The sequence below is a fragment of the Streptomyces sp. NBC_00306 genome (genome assembly GCF_036169555.1).
Classification (GTDB): Bacteria; Actinomycetota; Actinomycetes; order Streptomycetales; family Streptomycetaceae; genus Streptomyces; species Streptomyces achmelvichensis.
In genome coordinates, this window is the sequence record NZ_CP108032.1 from 7,340,930 (window position 1) to 7,363,046 (window position 22,117).

The 22,117-nt window shown below is 71.4% G+C and carries 22 protein-coding genes; 10 read left to right on the forward strand and 12 right to left on the reverse strand.

The features are described 5' to 3' along the window. The first annotated feature begins 82 nt into the window (after window positions 1–82). On the forward strand, window positions 83–1,294 hold the full coding sequence (locus OHA05_RS32835; RefSeq protein ID WP_328862555.1) for an MFS transporter: 1,212 nt from the start codon (window positions 83–85) through the stop codon (window positions 1,292–1,294). Window positions 1,295–1,448: 154 nt separating this feature from the next. Further along, window positions 1,449–1,874: a GlcG/HbpS family heme-binding protein gene (locus OHA05_RS32840; RefSeq protein ID WP_313948776.1), complete on the forward strand. Its 426-nt coding sequence runs from the start codon at window positions 1,449–1,451 to the stop codon at window positions 1,872–1,874. Between the two features lie 82 nt (window positions 1,875–1,956). On the opposite strand, the gene OHA05_RS32845 is transcribed toward OHA05_RS32840, so the two are convergent. Further along, the gene (locus OHA05_RS32845; protein ID WP_328862556.1) at window positions 1,957–2,472 is read right to left on the reverse strand and encodes a pyridoxamine 5'-phosphate oxidase family protein; all 516 of its coding nucleotides are present in this window, start codon (window positions 2,470–2,472) and stop codon (window positions 1,957–1,959) included. Window positions 2,473–2,517: 45 nt separating this feature from the next. Here OHA05_RS32845 and OHA05_RS32850 point away from each other — a divergent pair, with 45 nt between their 5' ends. Then, entirely contained in the window at window positions 2,518–2,997 is a 480-nt protein-coding gene (locus tag OHA05_RS32850; RefSeq protein ID WP_313942601.1) for a MarR family winged helix-turn-helix transcriptional regulator, read from the forward strand. A 53-nt stretch (window positions 2,998–3,050) separates the two neighbouring features. On the opposite strand, the gene OHA05_RS32855 is transcribed toward OHA05_RS32850, so the two are convergent. The 6 genes from OHA05_RS32855 to OHA05_RS32880 all read right to left on the reverse strand — a co-directional run bounded on the left by OHA05_RS32855 (window position 3,051) and on the right by OHA05_RS32880 (window position 9,683). After that, on the reverse strand, window positions 3,051–3,656 hold the full coding sequence (locus tag OHA05_RS32855) for a hypothetical protein (protein WP_313942600.1): 606 nt from the start codon (window positions 3,654–3,656) through the stop codon (window positions 3,051–3,053). A 187-nt stretch (window positions 3,657–3,843) separates the two neighbouring features. After that, window positions 3,844–5,751, reverse strand: a complete 1,908-nt coding sequence (locus OHA05_RS32860) for a transglycosylase domain-containing protein (protein ID WP_328862557.1) — start codon at window positions 5,749–5,751, stop codon at window positions 3,844–3,846. A 69-nt stretch (window positions 5,752–5,820) separates the two neighbouring features. After that, the gene (locus tag OHA05_RS32865) at window positions 5,821–7,065 is read right to left on the reverse strand and encodes a sensor histidine kinase (protein WP_328862558.1); all 1,245 of its coding nucleotides are present in this window, start codon (window positions 7,063–7,065) and stop codon (window positions 5,821–5,823) included. A 2-nt stretch (window positions 7,066–7,067) separates the two neighbouring features. Further along, entirely contained in the window at window positions 7,068–7,781 is a 714-nt protein-coding gene (cseB, locus tag OHA05_RS32870) for a two-component system response regulator CseB (protein ID WP_313942597.1), read from the reverse strand. Further along, window positions 7,781–8,527: a hypothetical protein gene (locus OHA05_RS32875; protein ID WP_313942596.1), complete on the reverse strand. Its 747-nt coding sequence runs from the start codon at window positions 8,525–8,527 to the stop codon at window positions 7,781–7,783. The genes cseB and OHA05_RS32875 overlap by 1 nt, the downstream gene beginning before the upstream one ends. A gap of 163 nt (window positions 8,528–8,690) precedes the next feature. After that, window positions 8,691–9,683: an aldo/keto reductase gene (locus OHA05_RS32880; RefSeq protein ID WP_313942595.1), complete on the reverse strand. Its 993-nt coding sequence runs from the start codon at window positions 9,681–9,683 to the stop codon at window positions 8,691–8,693. Window positions 9,684–9,854: 171 nt separating this feature from the next. Here OHA05_RS32880 and OHA05_RS32885 point away from each other — a divergent pair, with 171 nt between their 5' ends. Beyond that, on the forward strand, window positions 9,855–10,295 hold the full coding sequence (locus tag OHA05_RS32885) for an SPW repeat protein (RefSeq protein WP_313942594.1): 441 nt from the start codon (window positions 9,855–9,857) through the stop codon (window positions 10,293–10,295). Between the two features lie 199 nt (window positions 10,296–10,494). After that, window positions 10,495–11,721, forward strand: a complete 1,227-nt coding sequence (locus OHA05_RS32890; RefSeq protein WP_328862559.1) for an MFS transporter — start codon at window positions 10,495–10,497, stop codon at window positions 11,719–11,721. 79 nt (window positions 11,722–11,800) lie between these two features. On the opposite strand, the gene OHA05_RS32895 is transcribed toward OHA05_RS32890, so the two are convergent. Together OHA05_RS32895 and OHA05_RS32900 are read right to left on the reverse strand one after the other, a co-directional pair. Beyond that, the gene (locus OHA05_RS32895; RefSeq protein ID WP_328862560.1) at window positions 11,801–12,760 is read right to left on the reverse strand and encodes an endonuclease/exonuclease/phosphatase family protein; all 960 of its coding nucleotides are present in this window, start codon (window positions 12,758–12,760) and stop codon (window positions 11,801–11,803) included. A gap of 154 nt (window positions 12,761–12,914) precedes the next feature. Beyond that, complete coding sequence (locus OHA05_RS32900; RefSeq protein WP_313942592.1) at window positions 12,915–13,361, reverse strand: SRPBCC family protein; 447 nt, start codon at window positions 13,359–13,361, stop codon at window positions 12,915–12,917. Between the two features lie 192 nt (window positions 13,362–13,553). Between OHA05_RS32900 and OHA05_RS32905 the strand changes: the two genes are divergently transcribed. Together OHA05_RS32905 and OHA05_RS32910 are read left to right on the forward strand one after the other, a co-directional pair. Beyond that, entirely contained in the window at window positions 13,554–14,486 is a 933-nt protein-coding gene (locus OHA05_RS32905) for a lytic polysaccharide monooxygenase auxiliary activity family 9 protein (protein ID WP_313942591.1), read from the forward strand. Window positions 14,487–14,609: 123 nt separating this feature from the next. After that, a complete protein-coding gene (locus OHA05_RS32910) occupies window positions 14,610–15,581 on the forward strand; it encodes a TIGR03557 family F420-dependent LLM class oxidoreductase (RefSeq protein WP_328862561.1) in 972 nt (323 codons plus the stop codon). 22 nt (window positions 15,582–15,603) lie between these two features. On the opposite strand, the gene OHA05_RS32915 is transcribed toward OHA05_RS32910, so the two are convergent. After that, window positions 15,604–16,329 carry a DUF2470 domain-containing protein gene (locus OHA05_RS32915; RefSeq protein WP_328862562.1) on the reverse strand — a complete coding sequence of 242 codons (726 nt, stop codon included), beginning with the start codon at window positions 16,327–16,329 and terminating at the stop codon, window positions 15,604–15,606. A 146-nt stretch (window positions 16,330–16,475) separates the two neighbouring features. On the opposite strand from OHA05_RS32915, the gene OHA05_RS32920 reads away from it, so the two are divergent. Beyond that, window positions 16,476–17,054: a YdeI/OmpD-associated family protein gene (locus tag OHA05_RS32920; RefSeq protein ID WP_328862563.1), complete on the forward strand. Its 579-nt coding sequence runs from the start codon at window positions 16,476–16,478 to the stop codon at window positions 17,052–17,054. A 129-nt stretch (window positions 17,055–17,183) separates the two neighbouring features. Here OHA05_RS32920 and OHA05_RS32925 read toward each other — a convergent pair whose 3' ends face one another. Continuing rightward, window positions 17,184–18,152 (reverse strand): zinc-binding dehydrogenase, encoded by a 969-nt coding sequence (locus OHA05_RS32925; RefSeq protein WP_328862564.1) that lies wholly within the window; start codon window positions 18,150–18,152, stop codon window positions 17,184–17,186. A gap of 234 nt (window positions 18,153–18,386) precedes the next feature. Between OHA05_RS32925 and OHA05_RS32930 the strand changes: the two genes are divergently transcribed. Continuing rightward, window positions 18,387–19,010, forward strand: a complete 624-nt coding sequence (locus OHA05_RS32930; protein ID WP_328862565.1) for a histidine kinase — start codon at window positions 18,387–18,389, stop codon at window positions 19,008–19,010. 17 nt (window positions 19,011–19,027) lie between these two features. Beyond that, window positions 19,028–20,410, forward strand: a complete 1,383-nt coding sequence (locus tag OHA05_RS32935) for a diacylglycerol/lipid kinase family protein (RefSeq protein WP_328862566.1) — start codon at window positions 19,028–19,030, stop codon at window positions 20,408–20,410. A 93-nt stretch (window positions 20,411–20,503) separates the two neighbouring features. On the opposite strand, the gene OHA05_RS32940 is transcribed toward OHA05_RS32935, so the two are convergent. Continuing rightward, complete coding sequence (locus OHA05_RS32940; RefSeq protein WP_313942584.1) at window positions 20,504–22,009, reverse strand: glutamate synthase subunit beta; 1,506 nt, start codon at window positions 22,007–22,009, stop codon at window positions 20,504–20,506. Window positions 22,010–22,117: the final 108 nt, after the last annotated feature.

Sequence of the window (22,117 nt, forward strand, 5' to 3'; positions counted from 1 at the left end):
ATAGCGCGCTTGCAAGTAATGGCGGTTGCAATTATTGTGGGCGCTCGTAAGGCGCAGAAGCAATCGTCCGGAGGTTCTCCCCATGCCACTCGCGCTGCTCGCCCTCGCCATCGGGGCCTTCGGAATCGGCACCACCGAGTTCGTGATCATGGGCTTGCTGCCCGAGGTCGCCGCGGACTTCGGGGTCTCGATCCCGACGGCCGGGTTCCTCGTCACCGGGTACGCCCTCGGTGTCGTGATCGGCGCCCCGCTGATGACCGTCCTCGGCACGAAGGTGTCCCGTAAGCGGATGCTCATGGTGCTGATGGGCCTGTTCATCGTCGGCAATGTGCTCTCCGCCGTGGCACCCGTCTTCGGCGTGATGCTCGCCGGCCGCGTCGTCGCCTCGCTCGCCCACGGAGCCTTCTTCGGTATCGGCTCCGTCGTCGCCGCCGACCTGGTGGCCCCGCAGAAGAAGGCCGGCGCCATCGCGATGATGTTCACCGGTCTGACCGTCGCCAACGTCGTCGGCGTCCCGCTCGGCACCTTCGTCGGCCAGAGCGCCGGCTGGCGCGCCACCTTCCTGATCGTCGCCGGCCTCGGCGTCCTCGGGCTGCTCGGCGTCGCCAAGCTGGTACCGGAACAGCCCAGGCCCGAAGGCGTGCGGCTGCGCCACGAGATCGCCGCGTTCCGCAACGTCCAGGTCCTGCTCGCCATGGCGATGACCGTGCTCGGTTTCGGTGGCGTCTTCGCCGCCATCACCTACATCACGCCGATGATGACCGAGGTCACCGGCTTCGCCGACTCCTCCGTCACCTGGCTGCTGGTCCTGTTCGGACTCGGCATGGTCGGTGGCAACCTCATCGGCGGAAGGTTCGCGGACCGCGCGCTCATGCCGCTGCTCTACGTCTCGCTCGGCGCACTCTCTCTCGTGCTCGCCCTGTTCACTCTCACTGCCCACAACCCCGTCACCGCGGCGATCACCATCGTCCTCATCGGCGCGCTCGGCTTCGCGACCGTGCCGCCGCTGCAGAAGAGGGTGCTCGACCAGGCCGCGGGCGCGCCCACGCTGGCCTCGGCCGTCAACATCGGTGCGTTCAACCTGGGCAACGCCCTCGCCGCCTGGCTCGGCGGCATGGTGATCGCGGCAGGCTTCGGCTACACCGCCCCCAACTGGGTCGGTGCCGCCCTCGCCGCCTCCGCCCTCGCCCTCGCGGTCCTGGCCCAGATCCTCGAGCGCCGTTCGCCCGGCACCGGCCAGGTCGTCGCGGCCTCCGCCCCCGAGGCGGTCGACGTCCCCGCCGGCCGCCACTGAGCCTCGCGGACGCCCCCGTCGATCGCGGTCGACGGCTGCCACTCGCCGCTGAGCCCCGCCGGCCGCCGCTGATCGGCGGGAGGTCCCCGGTTCACCGTCCCCACCACCGCAGCATCCACCCACCACGGCTAGGAGCCACCCCATGACCACCAGCATCACCACCACCGCCGTCGCGCCGCTGACCACGCAGGACGCGGAGACCCTCGTCGAGGCCGCCCGCAGCGCGGCCGAGTCCGCCGGCGTCACCGTCGCGGTCACCGTTCTGGACGCGGGCGGCCATCTGCTGGCCTTCCGCCGCGACGACCGGGCCGTCCTCATCGCCGGTGAGACCAGCACCCGCAAGGCGTACACCGCCCTCCAGTTGAACGCCCCGACGGCGGACCTCGTCGACGCCGTGCAGCCCGGCGGCCTCTTCCACACCCTGCCGACCGCGCTCGACAAGCCGCTGCTCTTCATCGCGGGCGGAGTCCCCGTCCAGCGCGACGGCCGTCTGATCGGCGCGATCGGTGTCGGTGGGGGAGCGCCGGAGCAGGACCACGGTTTCGCGACCGCGGCCGTGGACGCGCTCGCCCGCGCGTAGCCGCCGTCGCGGCAAGTACGGACGTCGCACCACCGGCTCGCGGGCCGCACCGGTCACCATCGGGGCGGCCCGCTGCCGTTTCTCAAGCGGCGGTGGGCCGCGACCAGTTCAGATGGGGCGTCCTGCCCAGGAGCGCGTCCACTTTGCTGACGCGCACGCGGTAGGGGTCGAGCCTCAGCAGCGAGGTCGTCCCGCCCGCGGGCCCGTCGGGGAAGCTGCTCCAGAAGTCGAAGCCGAGCGGCGGCGGTGTGTCCCGGAACCGTTCCCAGATGCGCGTTCGCGTCGCGGTGTCCTCGATCCACTCCACCGCGCAGTCCGCGAGGGCGACGTCGTGGGCCGGGTCCCAGTAGGAGCAGGTCGCATAGGGAGTCCGGGCCAGATGGGCCACCTTGACCGGGCTGGGCCGGGTGACGATCCAGCCGGTGAGGCCCGTCTCGCCGTACTCCCAGAAGGGATGGAGTATCCGCCCGCGCGGCCGTCCACGGGTGTCGACGGTGGCCACCGTGCACCAGACGATGCGGTGGGCGACGATGATGAACTCCTCGGCGATGTCCGCCGGAATGCGGGCGGTCCGCGTGTGAGTATTTTCCACAACCATGGTTGTACATTACTTGATGCACAACCCTGGTTGTACTCTTCCGGGGTGACCGATTTCGATCCGGCCGACGCCGATCTCTCGCTGCTCTCGCTCTTCGCGGGCTGGGGCCTCGCCGACGAGCTGCAACGGCGGCTGGCGGCCGACGGCTTCGAGGACAGCCGATTCGCCGACGGCGTGGTGTTCCAGCATCTGATCGAACGTCCTCTGGCCATCGGCGCGATCGCCGAGCGGCTCGGGGTCACGCAGCAGGCGGCGTCGAAGTCCGTCGCCGATCTGGAGCGGCGCGACTACCTCCTGCGACGGCCCGATCCGGGCGATGCGCGAGCCCGGCTGGTCGATCTCACCGACCGGGGCAGGGGAGTGATCACTGCGGCGCGCATGCACCGGGCGGCTATCGAGGGCGAGGTGATCGCCGCGCTCGGCGCCGAGCGGGTCGAAGCCGCCCGCCTCCTGCTGGCCGACGTCCTCACGCATCTGGGCGCGGACGCCCCCCTGCGGATGCGCCGGGCGAAGCCGCCCCGCTGAGTGCCGGACATCCGGCGCATGGCGGGCCCGTCACCGGGCCCGCCATCGCGCGGTCACGGCAGGGCCGGGACCTCCGGGGCGACCGCGGCGGCAGGCAGCGCGGGCGTCGCCGGGAGTGCGGCGGTCTCCGCCTGGGCCGCAGCCGGAAGGCTGACACCCGACAGCAGGCCGGTCACCGTGCCGAGCACCGTGTCGAGCAGGCCGGTGACGACACCCAGCAGCGAGCCGACCACGTTCGTGAGACCGGACGTGGCGGCGCCCAGCAGCTCGTCGAGCGTCTTCTGCAGATCGGCCAGGGCGTCGCCGATCGCATCCGCGCGGACGGCCCGGTCCGTACGGTTCATCTCCAGAGTGGCCATGGCCACCTGCAGGTTGGCCTTGTGTCTGATGGCCGTCGCGAGCGGCATGCGCCCGGCGTCGGTCGCCAGCACGTCGGTGAGGAAGTCGGTCATCGCCGGCGGAACACCGTGCGTGTGACGCATGACCTCGACCTGCCGGCTCAGCTCGGTGGCGCCCGGGATGGCGGACTGGACCGCGGCGGCGGCGGGGACGGTATCGGGTACGGAGGTAACTGCGGCCGCGGGGCCGACCGCCGTGAAGACGAGTGCAGCGCACAGGGCGGGCGGCGCCATGACGCGGGTCACCGATGTGAGACGCATGCAGGGGTTCCTTCCAGAGAGGGGACTTCTCGCTCACCGTGTGAAGGAAGGTCAACCCTGTGCAACCGCGAACCATACCGCCGATCGGGCGGATCTTCGTCCATCGGAAAGCTCTGACCTGCAGATTTCTGCTCGCCCGCCCTCCAGTTGCGCCTGCTGCATCCGTGTGAGTCCGGGGTCCCGCCACTCAGCCGGACGTCGGCTCGGGCACCGCCCCAGGGAAGTACGCCTCGCCGCCGCCGAGTGCCGTCTGCGTGTAGGTCATCCACATCCTGGCCGGGTATCCCTCCCCGGCGTTCGGCAGCGGTATCTGCTTGTGCGTGGTGGCGTTCTCGCCGAACAGCCCGATCGTCGTGAGCAGTTCCTCGGTCGAGCCGACGAACCACTCCGCCTTCCCGTCGTCACTGCGGCCGGACTTCTGTGTGACGTCCTGCCGGCCGTCCTCGGTCCACATCGACGGCACGGCATCACGCCGGCCCGATGCCCGGTTGAGGACATCGGTGACCGTTTCGGCCGCCAGTGAGCTGATGGCGCTGCCGCCGACCGGGTCACGCAGCGGCGTGACCTCGCCGTCCCGCTGGGCCGACTTCACGATCGACGGGGTGACCTTCTTCCCGTCGTGCCGGAAGCCGGCGTAGACACCCGCGATCTCCAGGGGACTCGCCCCCATGAGGCCGAGGGACAGCGCCTGCGGCGAGGCGACATCCCTCGGCTTCAGGTCCATGCCGAGGGCGTTCGCGGTGCTCATGACCGCATCGTCGTCGGCCGGAGGACGCTCATCGGCCTTGGCCTCCATCGACGCCGCCACGACGACGGGCTCGAACAGAGGGCCGACCTGGTAATCGGCGCGTGTGGCGTTGCTGATGTACTGCCGCATGTAGTCCCGGCCTCCGTAGAGGGCGACGACATGGCCGTTCCTCGGGTCCATCGACACCGCTCCCGCCTGGATGTTCTTGTCCAGCACAGGGCCGCCGGGTGTGCCGCCCGCCGCGGAGACCGTCTTCTCCAGGGCCTTCTGTTTGCGGGGGTCGACGGTGAGGGTGATCCGCCAGCCGCCACCTGCCAGTTCCTGCTCGCTCACGCCGGAGTCCATCAGCTCGCGCCGGGCCGCTTCCACGAGATATCCGGTCTGCCCGGAGAGACCCGCCGTCGGGGAAGGCCCCACGGGCACGGGGAACTTCATCCGCCCGCGCGTGGCCTTGTCCAGCCAGCCCTGACCGACCATGTTGTCGAGCACGTAGTTCCAGCGCTGGGTGACGAGGCGCTTGCCCTCAGGGCCCGCGATCGCCCAGTCGTACTGGCTCGGGGCCTGCAACAGCGCGGCCAGATAGGCACCCTGTTCCACCGTCAGCTGCTCGACCTCCCGGTGGTAGTAGGCCCGTGCGGCCGCCTGGATGCCGTACGCCTGGCGTCCGTAGTAACTGCTGTTCAGATACCCGGCGAGGATGTCGGACTTGGAGTTCCGCTGGTCGACCTTGAGCGAGATGATCAGTTCCTTGACCTTGCGGGTCACGGTCTGTTCCTGGCTCAGGTAGTAGTTCTTCACGTACTGCTGGGTGATCGTCGAACCACCCTGTGTGCCACGGCCGGTGACGGTGTTCAGGATGCCGCGTGCCGTGCCCGAGAAGGAGACACCTGAGTCCGTGTAGAAGTCCTTGTTCTCGGCGGCGACGAAGGCGAGCCGGACGTTCTCGGGCACCCGGTCGATCGGAACGGTCTCTCGGTTGATCTCGCCGGTACGGGCGAGCCGGCTGCCGTCGCTGAAGAGGTACACATTGCTCTGCGCCTTGGCCAGATCATTGGCCCGCGGAATGTCGATCGCGACATACAGGACGGCGAACGTGCCGGTCACCAGGGCGCATACGGTGATGAGAGCGGCCAGCGTCTTCCGCCAGCTGAGGAGTCGGCGCAGCCCGTGCCGCTTCCGGGCCTTCTGCCGCGGTGAGCGGTGCCGGCACCGCCGGGGGAGCGCCCGGCCGCGCCGTCGTGAGCGTCGGCCGGGGGCCTCCGCGACCGTTCTGAGCGAACCTGCCCGGTCGACCTCGCCCGCGCTCGGCAACTCCGCTGTCCGGTCAGGACTCCCAGTGGTTCGCATGGCGCCATCCTCAGCGCCGAAGATCTTCGGAAACCCAAAGCGAGCCATCGGCTCTGCCTCGGAGATGTATCAGCCGTGTATCGGCTCCCTCAGGGGGAGCCGCAGGGTCGCCACCGCACCACCGTCGGCCGCGTTGGCGAACTCCAGTTGCGCCCCGATCACCTGGGCCTGGCCGATCGCGATGGTCAGCCCCAGGCCGTGGCCCGTACCGCGTTCGCGGGCGCCTGTGCGGAACCGCTGCGGACCGTCGTCGAGCAGGGTGTCGGGATAGCCGCGTCCCCGGTCCCGTACCGTCACGGTCCGCCCGTCCGCGGCGACGGTGACCGTGACCGGACGGCTGCCGTGCCGGTGCCCGTTGACGATCAGATTGGTCACAATGCGCTCCAGCCTGCGTGGATCGGTCCACACCTCGGCCGTCGGCGCATCGCCCTCGACGACGAGCTCGACCGGCTCCGCCGGCAGCCCGTGCAGCGTCGTGATGTCCTCGACGAGAGAGCTGAGACGGCAGGGCGACAGATCGGCCTCCTCCGCCCCGGCGTCGAGCCGGGAGATCTCCAGAAGATCCTCGACGAGGGCGGCCAGGACACGCACCCGGTCGCGTACGAAGGAAGCCGCTTCGCCGTCGGGGAGCAGTTCCGCCGCCGTGACGAGACCCATCAGGGGGGTGCGCAGTTCATGTGCGACGTCCGCCGTGAAGCGCTGCTCGCTGCGCAGCCGTTGCTGGAGTGCGGCGGCCATGGTGTCGACGGCGGCGGAGATCTCGGCGATCTCGTCCCGCGGCCGGGGCGGTGCCTCGATACGGGCGTCGAGGTCCCCGGCCGCGATGCGCCGGGCCGTGCCGGCGGCGGACCTCAGCCGGCGGCTCATGCCCCCGGCGATGATCACGCCGAGCGGCAGCACGGCCGCGGTCGTCAGCGCACCGGCCCAGGCGATCGTCGTGTCCAGCGCGCTGATGTCCCGCAGCGTCGTCGTCATGTCGATCCGTACGGACAGGACTTGCTCGCCCGCGGGACGCGCGGCCCACATCGCCGGACCGGTGGGCCGGGTGGAGAACTCCGTGCCCTGATGGCCGCGGTCCGCGATGCCGCGCAGCCCGGCCGGCAGCCCGGGGGCGTCGAGCACGGCGCCCGTGCCCTCGACCGTGCCCGTGCGGGCATAGGTCACCGCGGCCCGGTCGAGCGTGGTGCGGGCGGCGTCACGCGCCTGGGTCAGTTCGCGGTCGCGCGAGGCGTGATGGACGAGGATACCGACCGCTGCGGCGACCGAGCAGATCGCGGCGGCGACCAGGGCGGCGATACGCCATCTCAACGGCATGGTCAGCGCCGGAACTTGTAGCCGAAGCCGCGGACCGTCTCGATCCGGTCGGATCCGATCTTCGCCCGCAGCCGCTGCACATGGAGGTCGACGACCCGGGTGTCGCCGTGCCAGGCGTGGTCCCACACCCGGCTGAGCAGCGTCCGGCGTTCGAGCACCACCCCCGGGGAGGCGGCGAATTCGAGCAGCATCCGCAGTTCGGTGGGGGTGAGGGCGACCGGCTTCCCGTCGCGGAGCACGTCCATGCCGCGGGTGTCGACGGTCAGTTCGCCGAAGACGAGAACCGCGGTCTCCGGAGTCGTGTCGGAGACCGGGGTGAAGGACGCGCGACGCAGCAGGGAGCGGATACGGGCCACGAGCACCGAGCTCTCGCACGGTTTGACGACATAGTCGTCGGCGCCGGCCTCCAGTCCGGAGACGACGTCGAGGGAGTCGCCGCGCGCGGACATCATCAGGATCGGGGCGAGGCTGAACTCCCGGATACGGCGGCAGAGTCCGATGCCGTCGAGGTGCGGCAGCATCACGTCGAGGAGCAGCAGATCCGGGTTCCGCTCCCGGAAGATCTCCAGGCCGGTCAGGCCGTCGGCGGCCGTGGAGACGGTGAAGCCGTACCGCTCCAGCAGCATGCGGACGGTGCTGCGGATGACCTCGTCGTCCTCGACGAGCAGCAGATGCGCCTCGTCGGCCGTGCCGGGGGATATGTGAGGGCTGCTCATCATGGCGTCCTGGTCGGGGGGATCGGTGTCGCGGGGTTCGGAGGGAGCGGGGTCGCGTCGGCCGGGGGCACCGGTGTCCCGGAGGGCTCGTCATCGCCGAGCGCGTCCTGCGGTGCGGTCGCGACGAGTTCGGTGCCGTTCCAGCGGTAGCGGGTGGTGAAGCGGCCGTCCTTGCCGGTCGAGGACAGGATCAGGTCGTTGCCGAGGGTCACGCCCGTGGCGCCGATGGTGTTCCAGCTGATGAGGATCGGCCGGACGGACGTGCCGAAGGCGCGGTAGACCTGGATCAGCGTCAGGCCGCCGACCGGATCGTCGAGGGCCACCACCAGTTCGTCCCTGCCGTCGTCGGTGAGATCCCGGTACGCGGGTGTGCGCAGGCCGCAGCTGCCGCCGGGGCAGCTCTGCAGAGCGGTACGTACGAGCTGCGGGACGTTGGGGTCCTGGTCCAGCAGTCGCAGGACGGAAACCCGCCGGAGGTCACCGGCGGGCACCTCGATGCCCTTGACGTTCACATAGCGCCGGTAGGGGGCGGCGGTCTCACCCTCGTCGGGGGTGGGTCCCTCGTACCGGGGCCACAGCGGTGAGGCGGAGATGGGCGGCGACACCTGAGGGACGGCGCCGTCGTCCCGGGCGCCGGTGTCGGCAGCGCACCCGGCTATGCCCGCGGCCGTCAGGCAGACGGCGAGAGCGGCCGGCACCGGCCGCCGGAAGCGGTGGGCGCCGGTGCGGCGGGGGGAGTGGCGCATAGGCCCATCACCCTACCGGCGGGGGTTCCGGGCCCCTCCGGTAGGTGCGGGAGGTGCCGGGGCACGCGAGGGCTGCCGGCGGTCGTGCGCGGTCCGTGGGCCGGGTGCTGCGGAGGGTCGTGCGGCCGGGAGGTGCCGACGGCCGTGCGGCCGAGGGCCGGGTCTACCAGCGGTGGTGGACCTGAGCGCGGATCCGGCGGTCGTAGAGGTCGCGCACCGCGTCCAGCGTGACCTGCGGCAGTGGGTCCAGGGCCGCCGCCGCGGCGTTGGCGCGCGCCTGCTCGGCGGACCGGGCGCCCGGGATGACGCTCGTGACACCGGGCTGCTGCATGATCCACCGCAGGGCGGTGCCGGCCGGTGTCGCTCCTTCGGGAGCGAGCGCGGCGAACTCCGCCGCGGCCTCGACGCCCGTGGCGTAGTCGACGCCGGAGAAGGTCTCGCCCTGGTCGAAGGCCTCACCGTGCCGGTTGTAGGTGCGGTGGTCGTCGGCCGTGAAGACCGTGTCCTTGGTGTACTTGCCCGACAGCAGACCGGACGCGAGCGGTACCCGCGCGATGATGCCGACACCCGCCTCCGCGGCGGCGGGCAGGACCTCTTCCAGGGGCTTGAGCCGGAAGGGGTTGAGGATGATCTGGACGCTCGCCGTGCCCGGGCGTGCGATGGCGGTGAGGGCTTCGGCGCAGGTCTCGACGCTGACCCCGTAGGCCGCGATCCGCTTCTCCGCCACAAGCGTGTCGAGCGCGTCGAAGACGGCGTCGGAGGAGTACACGGAGGACGGCGGGCAGTGCAGCTGCACCAGGTCGAGGGTGTCCACACCCAGGTTCCGGCGGGAACGGTCGTTCCAGGCACGGAAGTTGTCGAGGACGTAGTTCTCGGGGAGCTGGTCGACGCGGCGGCCCATCTTGGTGGCGACGACGATGCCGGCGTCCGGCCGCTCCCGCAGATAGCGGCCGATCAGCTGCTCGCTGCGGCCGTCGCCGTACACATCGGCGGTGTCGAAGAAGGTGACGCCCGCGTCCACGGCGGCGTCGAGCACGGCGAGGGCGTCCTCCTCGCGGACATCCCCCCAGTCCGCGCCGAGCTGCCATGTGCCCAGCCCCACGACGGAGACGTTCCGACCGGTCCTGCCCAAGACGCGCTGTTCCATGACCGGCATCCTATTCAGCCTCTTTCGCCATCAGGCGTCCTGGGGGCAGGCGGGTACCGGATATCGGAATCTATTGCTCCGGATCACTACACATAAGGAACAGATAAGCGCAAACTGGAGGAGCGTGGCTCTGCCGCGCGGCGCGGTCCGACTTGCAGCGAGAAGAAGGAGGCGAGTCGCATGGCCGACGTTTCACACAGGGGAGACCTCGCGGGTCATCCCGACATCGACGAAATGCAGGACCGCTACGCGCGGGTGCTCGGAGGGCGCGATGTGGCCCTGGTGGACGGCCCGGTGTTCCTGGTCGGCCTCGCCTGTGCGGTGTCCCCATGGGTGGTCCACTTCGCGGGCAACCAGCCGGCACTCGCGATGCACAACCTGATCATGGGTATCGCCATAGCGGTGCTCGCGATCGGTTTCACCGTCATGCCGGCGCGGATGTACGGCCTGAGCGGGGCGATGTGCGCCATGGGCGTGTGGTTGATCATCGCACCCTGGATCGTGGGCAGCAGCCCGGACGCGGGAGTGATCTGGACCAACATCATCATCGGCGGTCTCACCTTCCTGCTGGGGCTGGTCTGCACGGCCGTCGCGATGAGGAGCAGTCGCACCTCCATGTGACGGCGCTTTCCTCGACGGGATGTGCGCAGAGCGCCGGTCGGCCCGCCCCGTGGCGGGTCGACCGGCTTCGCCGGTGAACTCACGCCGGTAAATGGCCCAGTCGATACGAGCCCAAGTGGCCAGTGTTCTGGGCCATTCGGCTTCCTAGGGTGAAGGGCAGAGCGGCCGGAAGGACGGTCGCACCCTCCCGAGGAGCCGCATGCCCCTGCGTATCGTGCCGCCGAGCGGATCCCCGCGGACGCTCGCCCTCGCCCAGCTGGTGAACTCGCTGGGCGACGGCGCCTATTACGTCTGCTCCGCCCTGTACTTCGCCCGGGTCGTCGGACTCTCACCGGCCCGGATCGGCCTGGGCCTCACCGTGGCCTGGGGCATCGGCTCACTCGCGGGCGTCGCACTCGGTCAGCTCGCCGACCGCAGAGGGCCGCGGCCGACGGCGGTCGTCCTGGCGCTCGCCACTTCGGCCTCCGTCGCCTCGTTCCTCTTCGTGCGCTCCTTCACCCTCTTCCTGCTGGCCGCCTGCTGCTACGCAACGGCCCAGTGCGGACTGGCCGCTGCCCGCCAGGCGCTGCTCGCCTCCCTGGTGGCGAAGGAGGAGCGGACCGGAACGCTCGCGTACCTCCAGTCGACGCTCAATGCCGGGCTCGCCGTCGGCGCCGCTCTCGGCGGCTTCGCCCTGCACTTCGGCAGCCGCGAGGCGCATCTGTCGGTCTTCGTCCTCGACGCGGCGGCCTTCGCGCTCTGCGCCCTGGTCCTGCTGAGGCTGCCCGATGTCCGAGTCGACCACCCGCCGCACCGGACCGCCGCGCGGCAGGCGGTGTTCCGTGATCTTCCCTACGCCGTGGTGACCTTCCTCAACATGATCATGCTGCTGCGCATGCCGCTGATCAGCCTCGCCATCCCGCTGTGGATCGTGGAGCGGACATCGGCCCCCGGCTGGGCCGTCTCCGCACTGCTGGTGCTCAACACCGGTGCGGTGATGCTCTTCCAGGTCCGCACGGCCGCCGCCGTACGCGATCTGCCCAGCGCCACCAGGACAGTTCGGCGCGGTGGCGTGGCGATGCTCGCCTCCTGCGCGGTCTTCGCCCTCTCGGCGGCCGCGGGAGTACCGGCCCGGGTCGCCGTTGCCGTGCTGCTCGCCGGGGCCGCGCTGCAGGTGTGGGGCGAGATGATGCAGTCGGCCGGCGCCTGGCAGATCAGCTTCGACCTCGCCCCCGCCGGGCGGCACGGCCAGTACCAGGGCTTCTTCGGCGCGGGTGTGCCCGTGGCGCGGATGCTGGGGCCTGTTCTGCTGACCACGCTGGTCGTCGGCCTGGGTGTCATCGGGTGGCTGATCCTGGGCGCGCTGTTCCTCGCGGCCGGACTGGCCATGGGACCTGCGGTGCGCCGGGCCGGAAAGGCCAGGACGGCGACGGCGTACGCCGTGTGACGGATCGTGTCGGTCGCGCAGGGCCACATCGCCCAGGGACAGAGGCCGGCGTCAGTGGTCCCGTCCCAGCCGTCCACCGTCAGTCGCCGAGCCGTATCCAGACCGGTGCGTGGTCTGAGCCCGTGGCATCGCGGCGCTCGGTGGGAACCTCGTCCACTGACGGCAGCGGCGGCGGTTCGGCGGCGCCGACGATGCCGGTCCCCGCCGCGGCGACCCGGTCGAGGAGCTGATGGCTGATCAGGATGTGGTCGATCAGCTCGGGCCGCCCCGCGTGAACACGGGAGTAGCGACGGTCCTCGGGTATCCACTGCGCCACGTTCCACAGGCGCATCGCATCGCCCTTGTCCTCGCGCAGGAAGCCCGGGGTGCCGATCTCGGAGCCCGGCGGGCCGTGCAGGATCTGCGTCGTGGCGGCGGCCGGCTCGTCGTTGAGGTCACCCAGGACGACCACGGCCCGCTCCTTGCCCTGTTCCTCCAGCAGCTCGTCGGCCACGGACCGCAGGGTCACCGCCTCGGCGCCGCGGCGGAACAGCGCGTAGGCCGCGTACCGCGCACGCTCGCCCTCGTCGTGCGGCTGGAACCGGTTGCCGGGAAAGGTGAGCAGCTTGGACTTCAGATGACAGACGGCCACCCACATCTGCGGCCCGTCGTCGGGCTCGACGCGTACGGCGAGCGCCCCGCGGCCCATCCTGGCGGTCGGGTCGGCGCTGTCGTCGCTCTGCACGGCACGCAGGCGCTGCGGAAACGTCTGGGCGTCGGAGACGACGTCGAGCGGATGCCTGCTGAGGAATCCGACCCGGATGCCCCGGCCGTCGGGATGCTCCGACAGCGCCGTGTGCCAGGTGCCGGGCAGCAGACCCACCAGATCCTGCAGCGCCTCGGGATCGCCGACCTCCTGGATGCCGAGGACCGTCGGTCCGAGCGCTTCGAGCGTGGCGGCGAGGGCGGCGAGTTTCGCTTCGTAGACGACCCCGTCCCGCGGCCCGTACGGCCCTCCGGGCCGGTAGAGGTTCTCGAGGTTCCATGTCCCGAGGAGCATGGCCGGCTCCCGTCCTGTGACTGCCCGGACTGCCATCGTGACAGTGCGGGGCGGGAGCGGCCAGTGCGCGGACGCGGACCGTCCAGCTCCGCTCGGGGCGGCCGGCCGGGTGGCGGAGGGCCGGGTGGCGGAGGGCCGGGTCGGGGAGTGTCCCTCAGGACGCTTCGGCGGCCGTCTTGATCCGCTGTCCGAAGGCATCCGCGTCCTTGCGGGCGGCGCTCACGGCGAGACCGGCGAGGGCCTTGCCGACGCCGTGGCCCTCCAGGACGTTGAAGATGCGCACCTTGGTGGTTCCCGGGCCGGTGGACTCGAGGTCGTAGCCGCCTTCCTTCGCGGTCACGAGGTTCTTCGACGTTTCGGCCCAGCGGATTCTGGTGGGAGCCGTGAACTCGGTGATGCGGAACTCGCGCTTGGTGGTGAGTCCGGCGTCCTTGACGGTGCTCGTGAAAACGGTCCCGACGGTCGTCGGTCCCGGCGGCGTCTTGTCGATCTTCTGCACCCTCGGGCTGAACTTGGGGTCGTTCGTACCGTCGCCGAGGAAGGCGAACACCTCCTCGATGGGGCGGTTGACCTCGACCGTTGCCTCGAACTGACCGGCCATGATTCCTCCACTGACTGCTCGTGACGCGCTGCGGGGTTCAGGGCAGCTCTCCAGGCCCATGAGCAGTGTCCCAGCACGGGAGCGGGCCGTCGCTGTGACGGGAGGGACGGCTCTGCCATCGGGGTGAACAGCGCGGTGGGCGCGCGCGTAATACACGGCAGGCCGCCGGGCCGCCAAGGAGGTCTGCCGAGAATGACCGCGCATCGCACCGCCACCGTCGCCGCGCTCGTCGGCGTCGTGCCGCTCGTGCTCACGACGCTCGCCGCGGGGCCGGTGCACGCCCACGGAGCGCCCACCGACCCGCTCAGCAGGATCGCCGCGTGCGGTCCCGAGGGGACCCGGCAGGGATCGGCGGCCTGCCGCACGGCCGTCGCGGCCAACGGCGGCGCGGCCTTCGGCGCATGGGACAACCTCCGAGTGGCCGACGTGCGCGGCAGGGACCGCCAGGTCATCCCGGACGGGCAGCTGTGCAGCGCGGGACTGCGTGACTACCGGGGACTGGACGCGACACGTGTGGACTGGCCCAGCACACCGCTGAAGGCGGGTGCCGGCCTCACGATGACCTACCGGTCGACGATCCCGCACCGGGGCACGTTCAGCCTGTATCTCACCAAGCAGGGCTATGATCCGGCCGCTCCGCTGCGCTGGTCGGATCTGCAGAGCGAGCCGTTCGCGAGGGTGACCGATCCCGCGCTCAGGGACGGGGCGTACCGCATCCGCGGGACGCTCCCCGCCGGGCTGAGGGGGCGTCATGTGCTGTACACGATCTGGCGGAACACCGATACGCCGGACACCTACTACTCCTGCTCCGACGTAGTGCTGCGGGGCGAGGAGAACACCCCGCCGGCGCGGCCCGCGCCCGAGGAGGCGGCTCCTCCACCTGAGAAGCAGCCGGCCACCCCCGAGCCCCCGGCGGCCGAGGCGTCGGAGGCCGGGCAGGCCCCGCCGTCGCAGGCGTCCACGCCACCGCCCGTACGGGAACAGCCCGTCGTCGGGGGAGCGGGGCGCCCGCAGGCCGTGGCGGACACCGCGAAGGACCACTCCACCGTCCTCATCGGCGCCGTGGCCGCCGTGCTCGCGCTGATCGCCGTGAGCACCTCCGTGCTGCTGCGCAGGCGCCGGTAGCGGCAGGCGCCGCCCCGGGGACGGTGAGGGGCGCTTCCTCCGTTCAGCGGCTCCGGCCCGTTAAGGACCTCCGCGGCGGGGTACCTCTGCGCGGACCGGACGGCGCGACGGGGCGAGGAGCTCATGAAGATCGGGTACAAGCTGGCGGCCGAGGCGTTCGGCCCGGCCGAACTGGTACGGCAGGCGGTTCTGGCGGAGCAGGCGGGCTTCGACTTCGTCGAGATCAGTGACCACTTCCACCCCTGGCTGGACAACCAGGGGCACTCCCCGTTCGCCTGGACCGTCCTCGGCACGATCGCCGCCAGGACCGAGCGCATCGAGCTCGCCACCGGCGTGACCTGTCCGACCATCCGCTACCACCCCGCGATCATCGCGCAGGCGGCGGCGACGCTCGCGCTGCTGTCGGACGGCCGCTTCACCCTCGGTGTCGGTTCGGGGGAGCGGCTCAACGAGCACGTCGTCGGCCGCGGCTACCCGGCCGTGGCCGAACGCCATGAGCTGCTGCGCGAGGCACTGGAGATCATCCGGCTGCTCTGGCGCGGCGGCTACCGGTCGTACGAGGGCAAGCACCTGCGTCTCGAGGACGCCCGGGTCTTCGACCTGCCCGACGAACTGCCGCCGATCGCGGTGGCCGTGAGCGGCAAGGCGTCAACGGCGATCGCGGCGGAGCTGGGTGACGCGCTGTTCGCCACCGAGCCCGACCCGGAGATCGTCCGGCAGTACCGCGCCGCCGGTGGCGACGGACCGGGATACGCGGAGGTACCCCTCGCCTGGGCGCCCGACGAACACACCGCGGCACGGGCCGCGTTGGAGACCACTCGCTGGGCGTTGACAGGCTGGAAGGTGATGAGCGAGCTGCCCAACCCGGTCAACTTCGACGCGGCGACCGGCACGGTGCGCGAGGAGGACATCCTCGAGCACTTCGCCTGCGGCTCCGACCCGGAACGCCATGTCGCGGTGGCGCAGCCGTACGTCGACGCCGGCTTCGACCGCCTGGTCATGATGAACTCCGGCCCGGACCCGGACGGGTTCATCGACTTCTACCGGCGGGAACTCGACAGCCGTATGCGGCAGTTGAAGCCGAGCGGCGCCTGAGGCTTCGGAGGGATGCGGAGGCCTACGAGTCGCTCAGCAGCCGGCTCCGCGGTGAGCGGTGCCGTGCCGCGTTGAGCAGTGCGTGGATGCGTACGCCCGCCTGGTCGATGTCCTTGATGGGCGCGGGGAACGGCAGGCGGGCGTCCTGGTGGGAGCGTGCGTACTCCAGACGCAGGGTGATGCCGTACCGGTCGATGGCGACGGGCAGGGCGCGCTGCACGCCCAGCACCAGCCGCGGCTTCACCAGCCGCAGCAGCAGTCCGACGATGTCGCTGTGGTCGTCCACCAGGTGCGTCAGCATGCCGGCCTCGCAGGTGGCCAGGGGATCGGTGTCGGCCTCCATCAGCTCTTCGAGGCCGACGGTGATCCGCTCCTCTCCCGTGTCGAGGACGGCGTGTGCCAGTTCCATGCACCGGCTGCCCGCCGGCGCCGCGTGCCGCGGGGCCGTCAGCAGCCGCCCCGCCAGGAGGACACGGGCGCGGACCCGGTCGCGCACGGGAGTCGGTGCGATGTCGGTGAACTCCAGCGTGGCGCGCGTATATCCGTCCGCGGTGCCGTCCGCGCCGGCATCGTCCGCGCCCGTCGGGGGGTGGAGGTGGATGTGCTCGGTGGCGCCGGGCCCGTGCAGCCGGGAGACCTCGGTACGCCCCTCGTCCGTGACGATGGTCATCGAGTCGGCTGCCATCAGGATCGACCGGATTCGTTCCGCGCTGGTCGGCTGCGCGACGGGGGTGGTGAACAGGCGCATCCAGATCTCCGCTGTCGAGGGTACTTAGGTATGCCTTACCTAACCATCTCTCCGTGTCTGTGCCAAGCTCGCGCGCCGCGACCACGGGTGCGCGAAACTGGGCCGGAGTGGCAACGCCCGGCCGGGCGCGGGCGGACGGAGGGTGCATGGAGCCGATCGACGGGGTGGAGGTCCTCTTCTTCGAGGACGACGACCGGCTGGAGGCCTGGCTCGCCGAGCATCACGGCCTTGCGGCAGGGGTGTGGCTGAAGCTCGCCAAGAAGAGCTCGGGGATCCGGTCCGTGACGCCCGGTCAGGTCATCGACGTCGCCCTCTGTTATGGCTGGATCGACGGTCAGCGTCGCTCGCTCGACGCGACGTACTACCTGCAGAAGATCACCCCTCGACGGCCGAGGAGCCAGTGGTCCCAGGTCAATGTCGGCAAGGTCGCCGCGCTCGAGGAGGCCGGAAGGATGCGGGACCCGGGCCGGGCCCAGGTCGAGGCGGCCAAGGCCGACGGCCGTTGGGACGCGGCGTACGAATCCCAGAGGACGGCGCGTGTGCCGCCCGACCTGGCGGCCGCCCTGGACGCCGCCGAGAAGGCGAAGGCCTTCTTCGAGCGGCTCAACAAGACCGACCGCTACGGGGTGATCCTCCAGCTGCTGCGGGCGCGTACGCCCGCGGCGAGGGCGGCGAAACTGGAGTCGGTGATGGCCCTGCTGGAGGCGGAGCGCAGGCCTCAATAGGCCATCCGCCGCGGGCGGTTGCCGGGTACATGCAGACCCGCGCCCGAGAGCCTCGGCGCGTGTCCGGGCGCGCCGGGTCCGCGTTCGCTCGCCTCGCGGGCGGGCGCGGGTCCTGTCCTGCCGTGCCGGTCACGGAATGAGCAGCGCCTTGCCGGGGATCGAACGGGCCTCGATCGCACGGTGGGCGTCGGCCGCCCGGGACAGCGGGAACTCCCGCGCGATGACCGGGCGCAGCCGCCCCGCCGCGGCCTCGGCCAGCGCCTTCGTCGCCAGCCGCACCACGTCCGGCGCTCCGAACTGCACGTCCGCGATTCCCCGGAGGGTGATGCCCCGCGCCCGCGCGCTCTCCTCGTCGAGCTCGGCGAACCCGCCGCTCGAAGCGCCATGGGCCGACACGCGGCCGCCGTCCGCCACGAGAGTGAAGGCGCGGGCGCCGAGTTCGCCGCCGACCCCGTCCAGCAGCACATCCACGGGCTGCCCCCCGAACGCCTCACGGACGTCATCCGTCCAGCCGTCCGCGCTGTAGTCGACGACGGCATCGGCGCCCAGCCGCTTCACCAGCGCCAGCTTCTGCTCCCCGCGCGCAGCCCCGACGAGCCGTGCCCCGGCCGCGTGCGCGAGCTGAACCAACAGGGTGCCCATGCCGCCCGCGGCCCCCAGGACGAGCACCCGGTCGCCCGGCGTGATGCCCGCCGCCTCCGCGATGCCGATGCCGGTCACACCGTCGTGGGCGAGGGCGGCTGCCTCCCGCGGGCCGAGGCCTTCGGGAACCGGCACCAGCCGGTCGACCCCGGTCCGGACGAGTTCGGCGTACGTACCTCTCGTGCCCGCCCCGGCCAGCACCCTGCGCCCGGTCCACGACGGGTCGACCCCGGGACCGGTGGCGACGACGACCCCGGCCGCGGCGCCTCCCGGCACGTACGGCGGGGTGATGCCGAACGCCTCGCCCCAGCCGCCACGGATCTGCGTCTCGACGAAGATGGTGTCGATTGCCTCGGCCCGTACGACGACCTCTCCGTCCCCTGCCACCGGGTCCGGCTCCTCCACCGGCACCAGCACCTCGGGACCCCCGTACCCGTCCACACGGATCGCGCGCATGCGGTCACACCTCACCTCGGTCGCGGCCGGGATCCCGGCCCTGCGGTCAGGTCTCGAGTCTCGAACGTCAACCACGCTTGAGGTCAACCCGCGCTCTCGGCGGCCCTGCCCCCCCCGAGCACCCCCGGACCGGGACGCCGGGCGGCGACAGGAGGGTGCGAGCAGAATGAGCTTGCGAGTGGTGGGGGCTCCTCGACCGTGATCCGCTGGGTGAGCGCCGAGAAAGGAACGACCATGTCCCATGACTCCTCTGACTCCTCCGTGTCGCCCGAGGCCTCCGATTCCCCCGACGACACGGTCCTCTTCCTCACCTTCGGGGACCCCAGCCACGCCTACGAGGCCTTCCACCTCGTCACCGAGCTCCCCGGTGTCGACCAGGCGGCGATCATGGAGCGCTCCCCGGCCGGCTTCCTGTCGGTGCCGGAAAGCTATACGTCGTCGGCCGGCCGCTCCACGCTCCTCGGCGGATCGATCGGTGCGCTGCTCGGTCTGCTCGGTGGCCCGGTCGGGCTGCTGTTCGGCTGGGGCGCGGGAACCATGATCGGGATGGCGGCGGACAACGACGCCGCCGCGGACTCGGTCGACAGCCTCACCTACTTCAGTCGCGGCGTCGCCGACGGCACCAACGTCCTGATCGTCGGCATGACCGAGACGGACCCCGCCGTCGTCGACACCATGGCCGCGCGCCTCGGCGGCACGGTCGTCCGGGTCCCGGCCGAGGAGGTGACCGCCGAGGTGAGGGCCGCGCAGGACGCTGCCGCCACCGCGGTGCGGGAGGCGCGCAGGCAGCATCGGGAGAGCAGGGGTACGGAATTCCGGGAGAAGGTCGGAGCCCTGTTCCACCACCAGGGCTCCTGACGGCGGTCGCGTCCCCGATGCCTGCCGCAGCGGACCGGAACGACGGGACGCGCCGACCGCGCCCCGTCGAGCGACTTGCCGCGTCCGTCGCCCTCGTGGCGCTGCCGGCAGCGTTGATCATCCTTGTCGTCGGAGCCTTCAGGAACTGGGCCGCCCTGCTGGCGGCCGTCGTGGCACTGCTCGTCGGTGTGATCGCCGGCTGGCACGTCGTCACACGCAAGAGGCTGCGGCGCGCCGCGGCAGGCCTGGTCGCCGTCCTCGCGTTCGTCGTCCTGCTCGCCGCCGGGATTCTCGCGGACCTCGATCTGTCGCGGGTCGCGGTGATCCTCGTGCTGATCGCGCTGTCCGCGGCGACGGCACGCATCGCACTGCGACGGCGTGCCAGGACGGCGGTCGCCCGACCCGCACCGAGGCCTGCCCGGCCGGTCCTGCTGATGAACCCGAGGTCCGGCGGCGGCAAGGTCGAGAAGTTCGGGCTGGCCGGCGAATGCCGCCGCCGCGGAATCGAGGCAGTCCCGCTGCGGCCCGGCGAGGACCTGCGGAAACTCGCCGAGGAAGCCGTCGCGCGAGGAGCCGACGCGCTGGGCATGGCCGGCGGGGACGGCTCTCACGCGGTCGTCGCGGAGGTCGCCGCAGCCCACGGGATTCCGTACATCGTGGTCCCCGCGGGCACACGCAACCACCTCGCGCTCGACCTCGGCCTGAACCGTGACGACGTGGTCGGCGCCCTCGACGCGTTCACCGACGGGACGGAGCGGCGGATCGACCTGGCGACCGTCAACGGCCGCGTCTTCGTCAACAACGCCTCACTCGGCCTGTACGCGCACGTGGTGCAGACGCCCCGCTACCGCGATGCCAAGCTCCGAACCGCCGCGGAGACCATGTCCGACTTCCTCGGCCCGGACGCCGTCCCGCCCGATCTGCGCTTCACGGGACCCGACGGCACCGAATACTCCACCGCCCAGCTGATTCTCGTCTCCAACGGCCCCTATCTGCTCGATCGCCTGGAAGGCCTCGGCACCCGCGAGCGCATGGATTCCGGACGGCTCGGCGTGGTGACGCTGACGGTCCGCGACGCCTCCGAAGCCGTACGGTTCGCCACCCTCCAGGCGACCGGGCAGATCAGGCGGTTCCCCGGTTGGCGCCAGTGGACCGCGGAGCGGTTCGAGGTGCGATCGGGTGGCCCGCTGGCCGTCGGGGTCGACGGCGAGGCGGTGACGTTCGAGCCGCCGGTCGTGTTCGCCGTACGTCCGGGTGCTCTGCGCCTGCGGGTGCCCCGGCACGCGGTCGGCGTCTCGCCGGCAGGCAGGGCGGTTCATCTGCTCTCACGGTCGACCGTCGCCGCTCTCGTCGCGGTGTGCCTGGGCCGCGCGCCCGACGGGACCGGCAGGAAGCCTTAGCCGGGGCGCGCCGGTGACCGCGGGTTGCCCCTGCCGCCGTGAAATGTCGTGCAGGGAAGCGGAGTTCGGCCCTTGGCGCGAGGCACGCCCGAATCACGCCACCAGCGGCCGGTCGTGGGGTGCCACCGGCGCCGGCAGCACGGTGGAACCACTCAGATAGCTGTCCGTCGCCGCCGCGGCAGAGCGGCCCTCCGCGATGGCCCACACCACGAGCGACTGCCCACGCCCCGCGTCACCGGCGACGAAGACCCCGTCCGCGCGTGAGCGTGCCGGCCCGGCCCGCTCGACCGTCTCGGCCGCGAAGCAGGCGTTCCTGGCGAAGTTGCCCCGGTCGTCCAGCGTCAGCCCGAGCTGTGCGATCAGGCCGCTGTCACGCTCGGGACCGGAGAAGCCCAGGGCGAGGAGCACGAGGTCCGCGGGGATCCGCTGCTCGGTGTCCGGACGCGGCTCTCTGGCCGTGGGTTCCACCTCCGTCAGATGCAGCGCGCCCACCTGTCCCGCGCGGCCCTCTTCGAAGCGCAGGGTGGCGGAGGAGAAGACCCGTGGATCCGTGCCCTCACGACCCCGTGCCTCCTCATGCGCGTGGGAGATCCGGTAGACCTTCGGGTACACGGGCCAGGGTTCGGTGGCACGTCTCGCTTCGCCGGGCTCGGGATTGATGTCCAGCTGTACGACGGAGGCCGCGCCCTGGCGCAGGACCGTGCCCAGACAGTCGGAGCCGGTGTCACCGCCGCCGATGATCACCACGTGCTTGTCCGCCGCGGTGACGGGTGGCGCGGCGTAGTCGCCCTCGCACACCCGGTTGGCGAAGGTGAGGTAGTCCATCGCCTGGTGGATGCCCGACAGCTCCCGGCCGGGGACGGGCAGCTCCCGCTGCTCCCGCGCACCCACGGCGAGGATCACGGCGTCGTGCCGTCGGAGGAGTTCGGTGGCGTCGAGATCGCCGCCCACGTCCACGCCCGTACGGAACTTGGTGCCCTCCGCCCGCATCTGGCCGAGCCGCCGGTCCAGGTGCTGCTTCTCCATCTTGAAGGCGGGGATGCCGTAGCGCAGCAGTCCGCCGATGCGGTCGGCGCGCTCGTACACGGCGACGGTGTGACCGATACGCGTGAGCTGCTGCGCCGCCGCCAGCCCCGCCGGTCCGGAGCCGACCACGGCCACGGTCTTCCCGCTGAGACGCTCGGGCGGCTGTGGGGAGGCGTAACCGCGGGCCCAGATCTCGTCCGCGATGGCGTTCTCGACGTTCTTGATCGTCACCGGGTCGGCATTGATGGTCAGTACGCAGGCGTCCTCACACGGCGCCGGGCACAGCCGCCCGGTGAACTCCGGGAAGTTGTTCGTCGCGTGCAGCCGCTCCGCCGCGTCGCGCCAGCTGCCGCGGGTCGCGTAGGCGTTCCACTCCGGGATCAGATTCCCGAGGGGGCAGCCGTGGTGGCAGAACGGGATGCCGCAGTCCATGCAGCGTCCGGCCTGCTCGGCGATGAGGGGCAGCTGCGACTGCCCGGCGTAGACCTCGTCCCAGTCGTTCAACCGCTCTGTCACGGGGCGGGGCGGGACGGGCCGCCGGGGGATTCTGAGGAAGCCGAAAGGATCGGTCATGCGCCGCCTCCATGCGCACACGCGGTGCATTACGGCCTTCTCGTCAGCGTACGCCTGCTTTGTGCCGCTTTCAGTAGCCCATCGCCCGGGTGAGGTGCAGGGCAACAG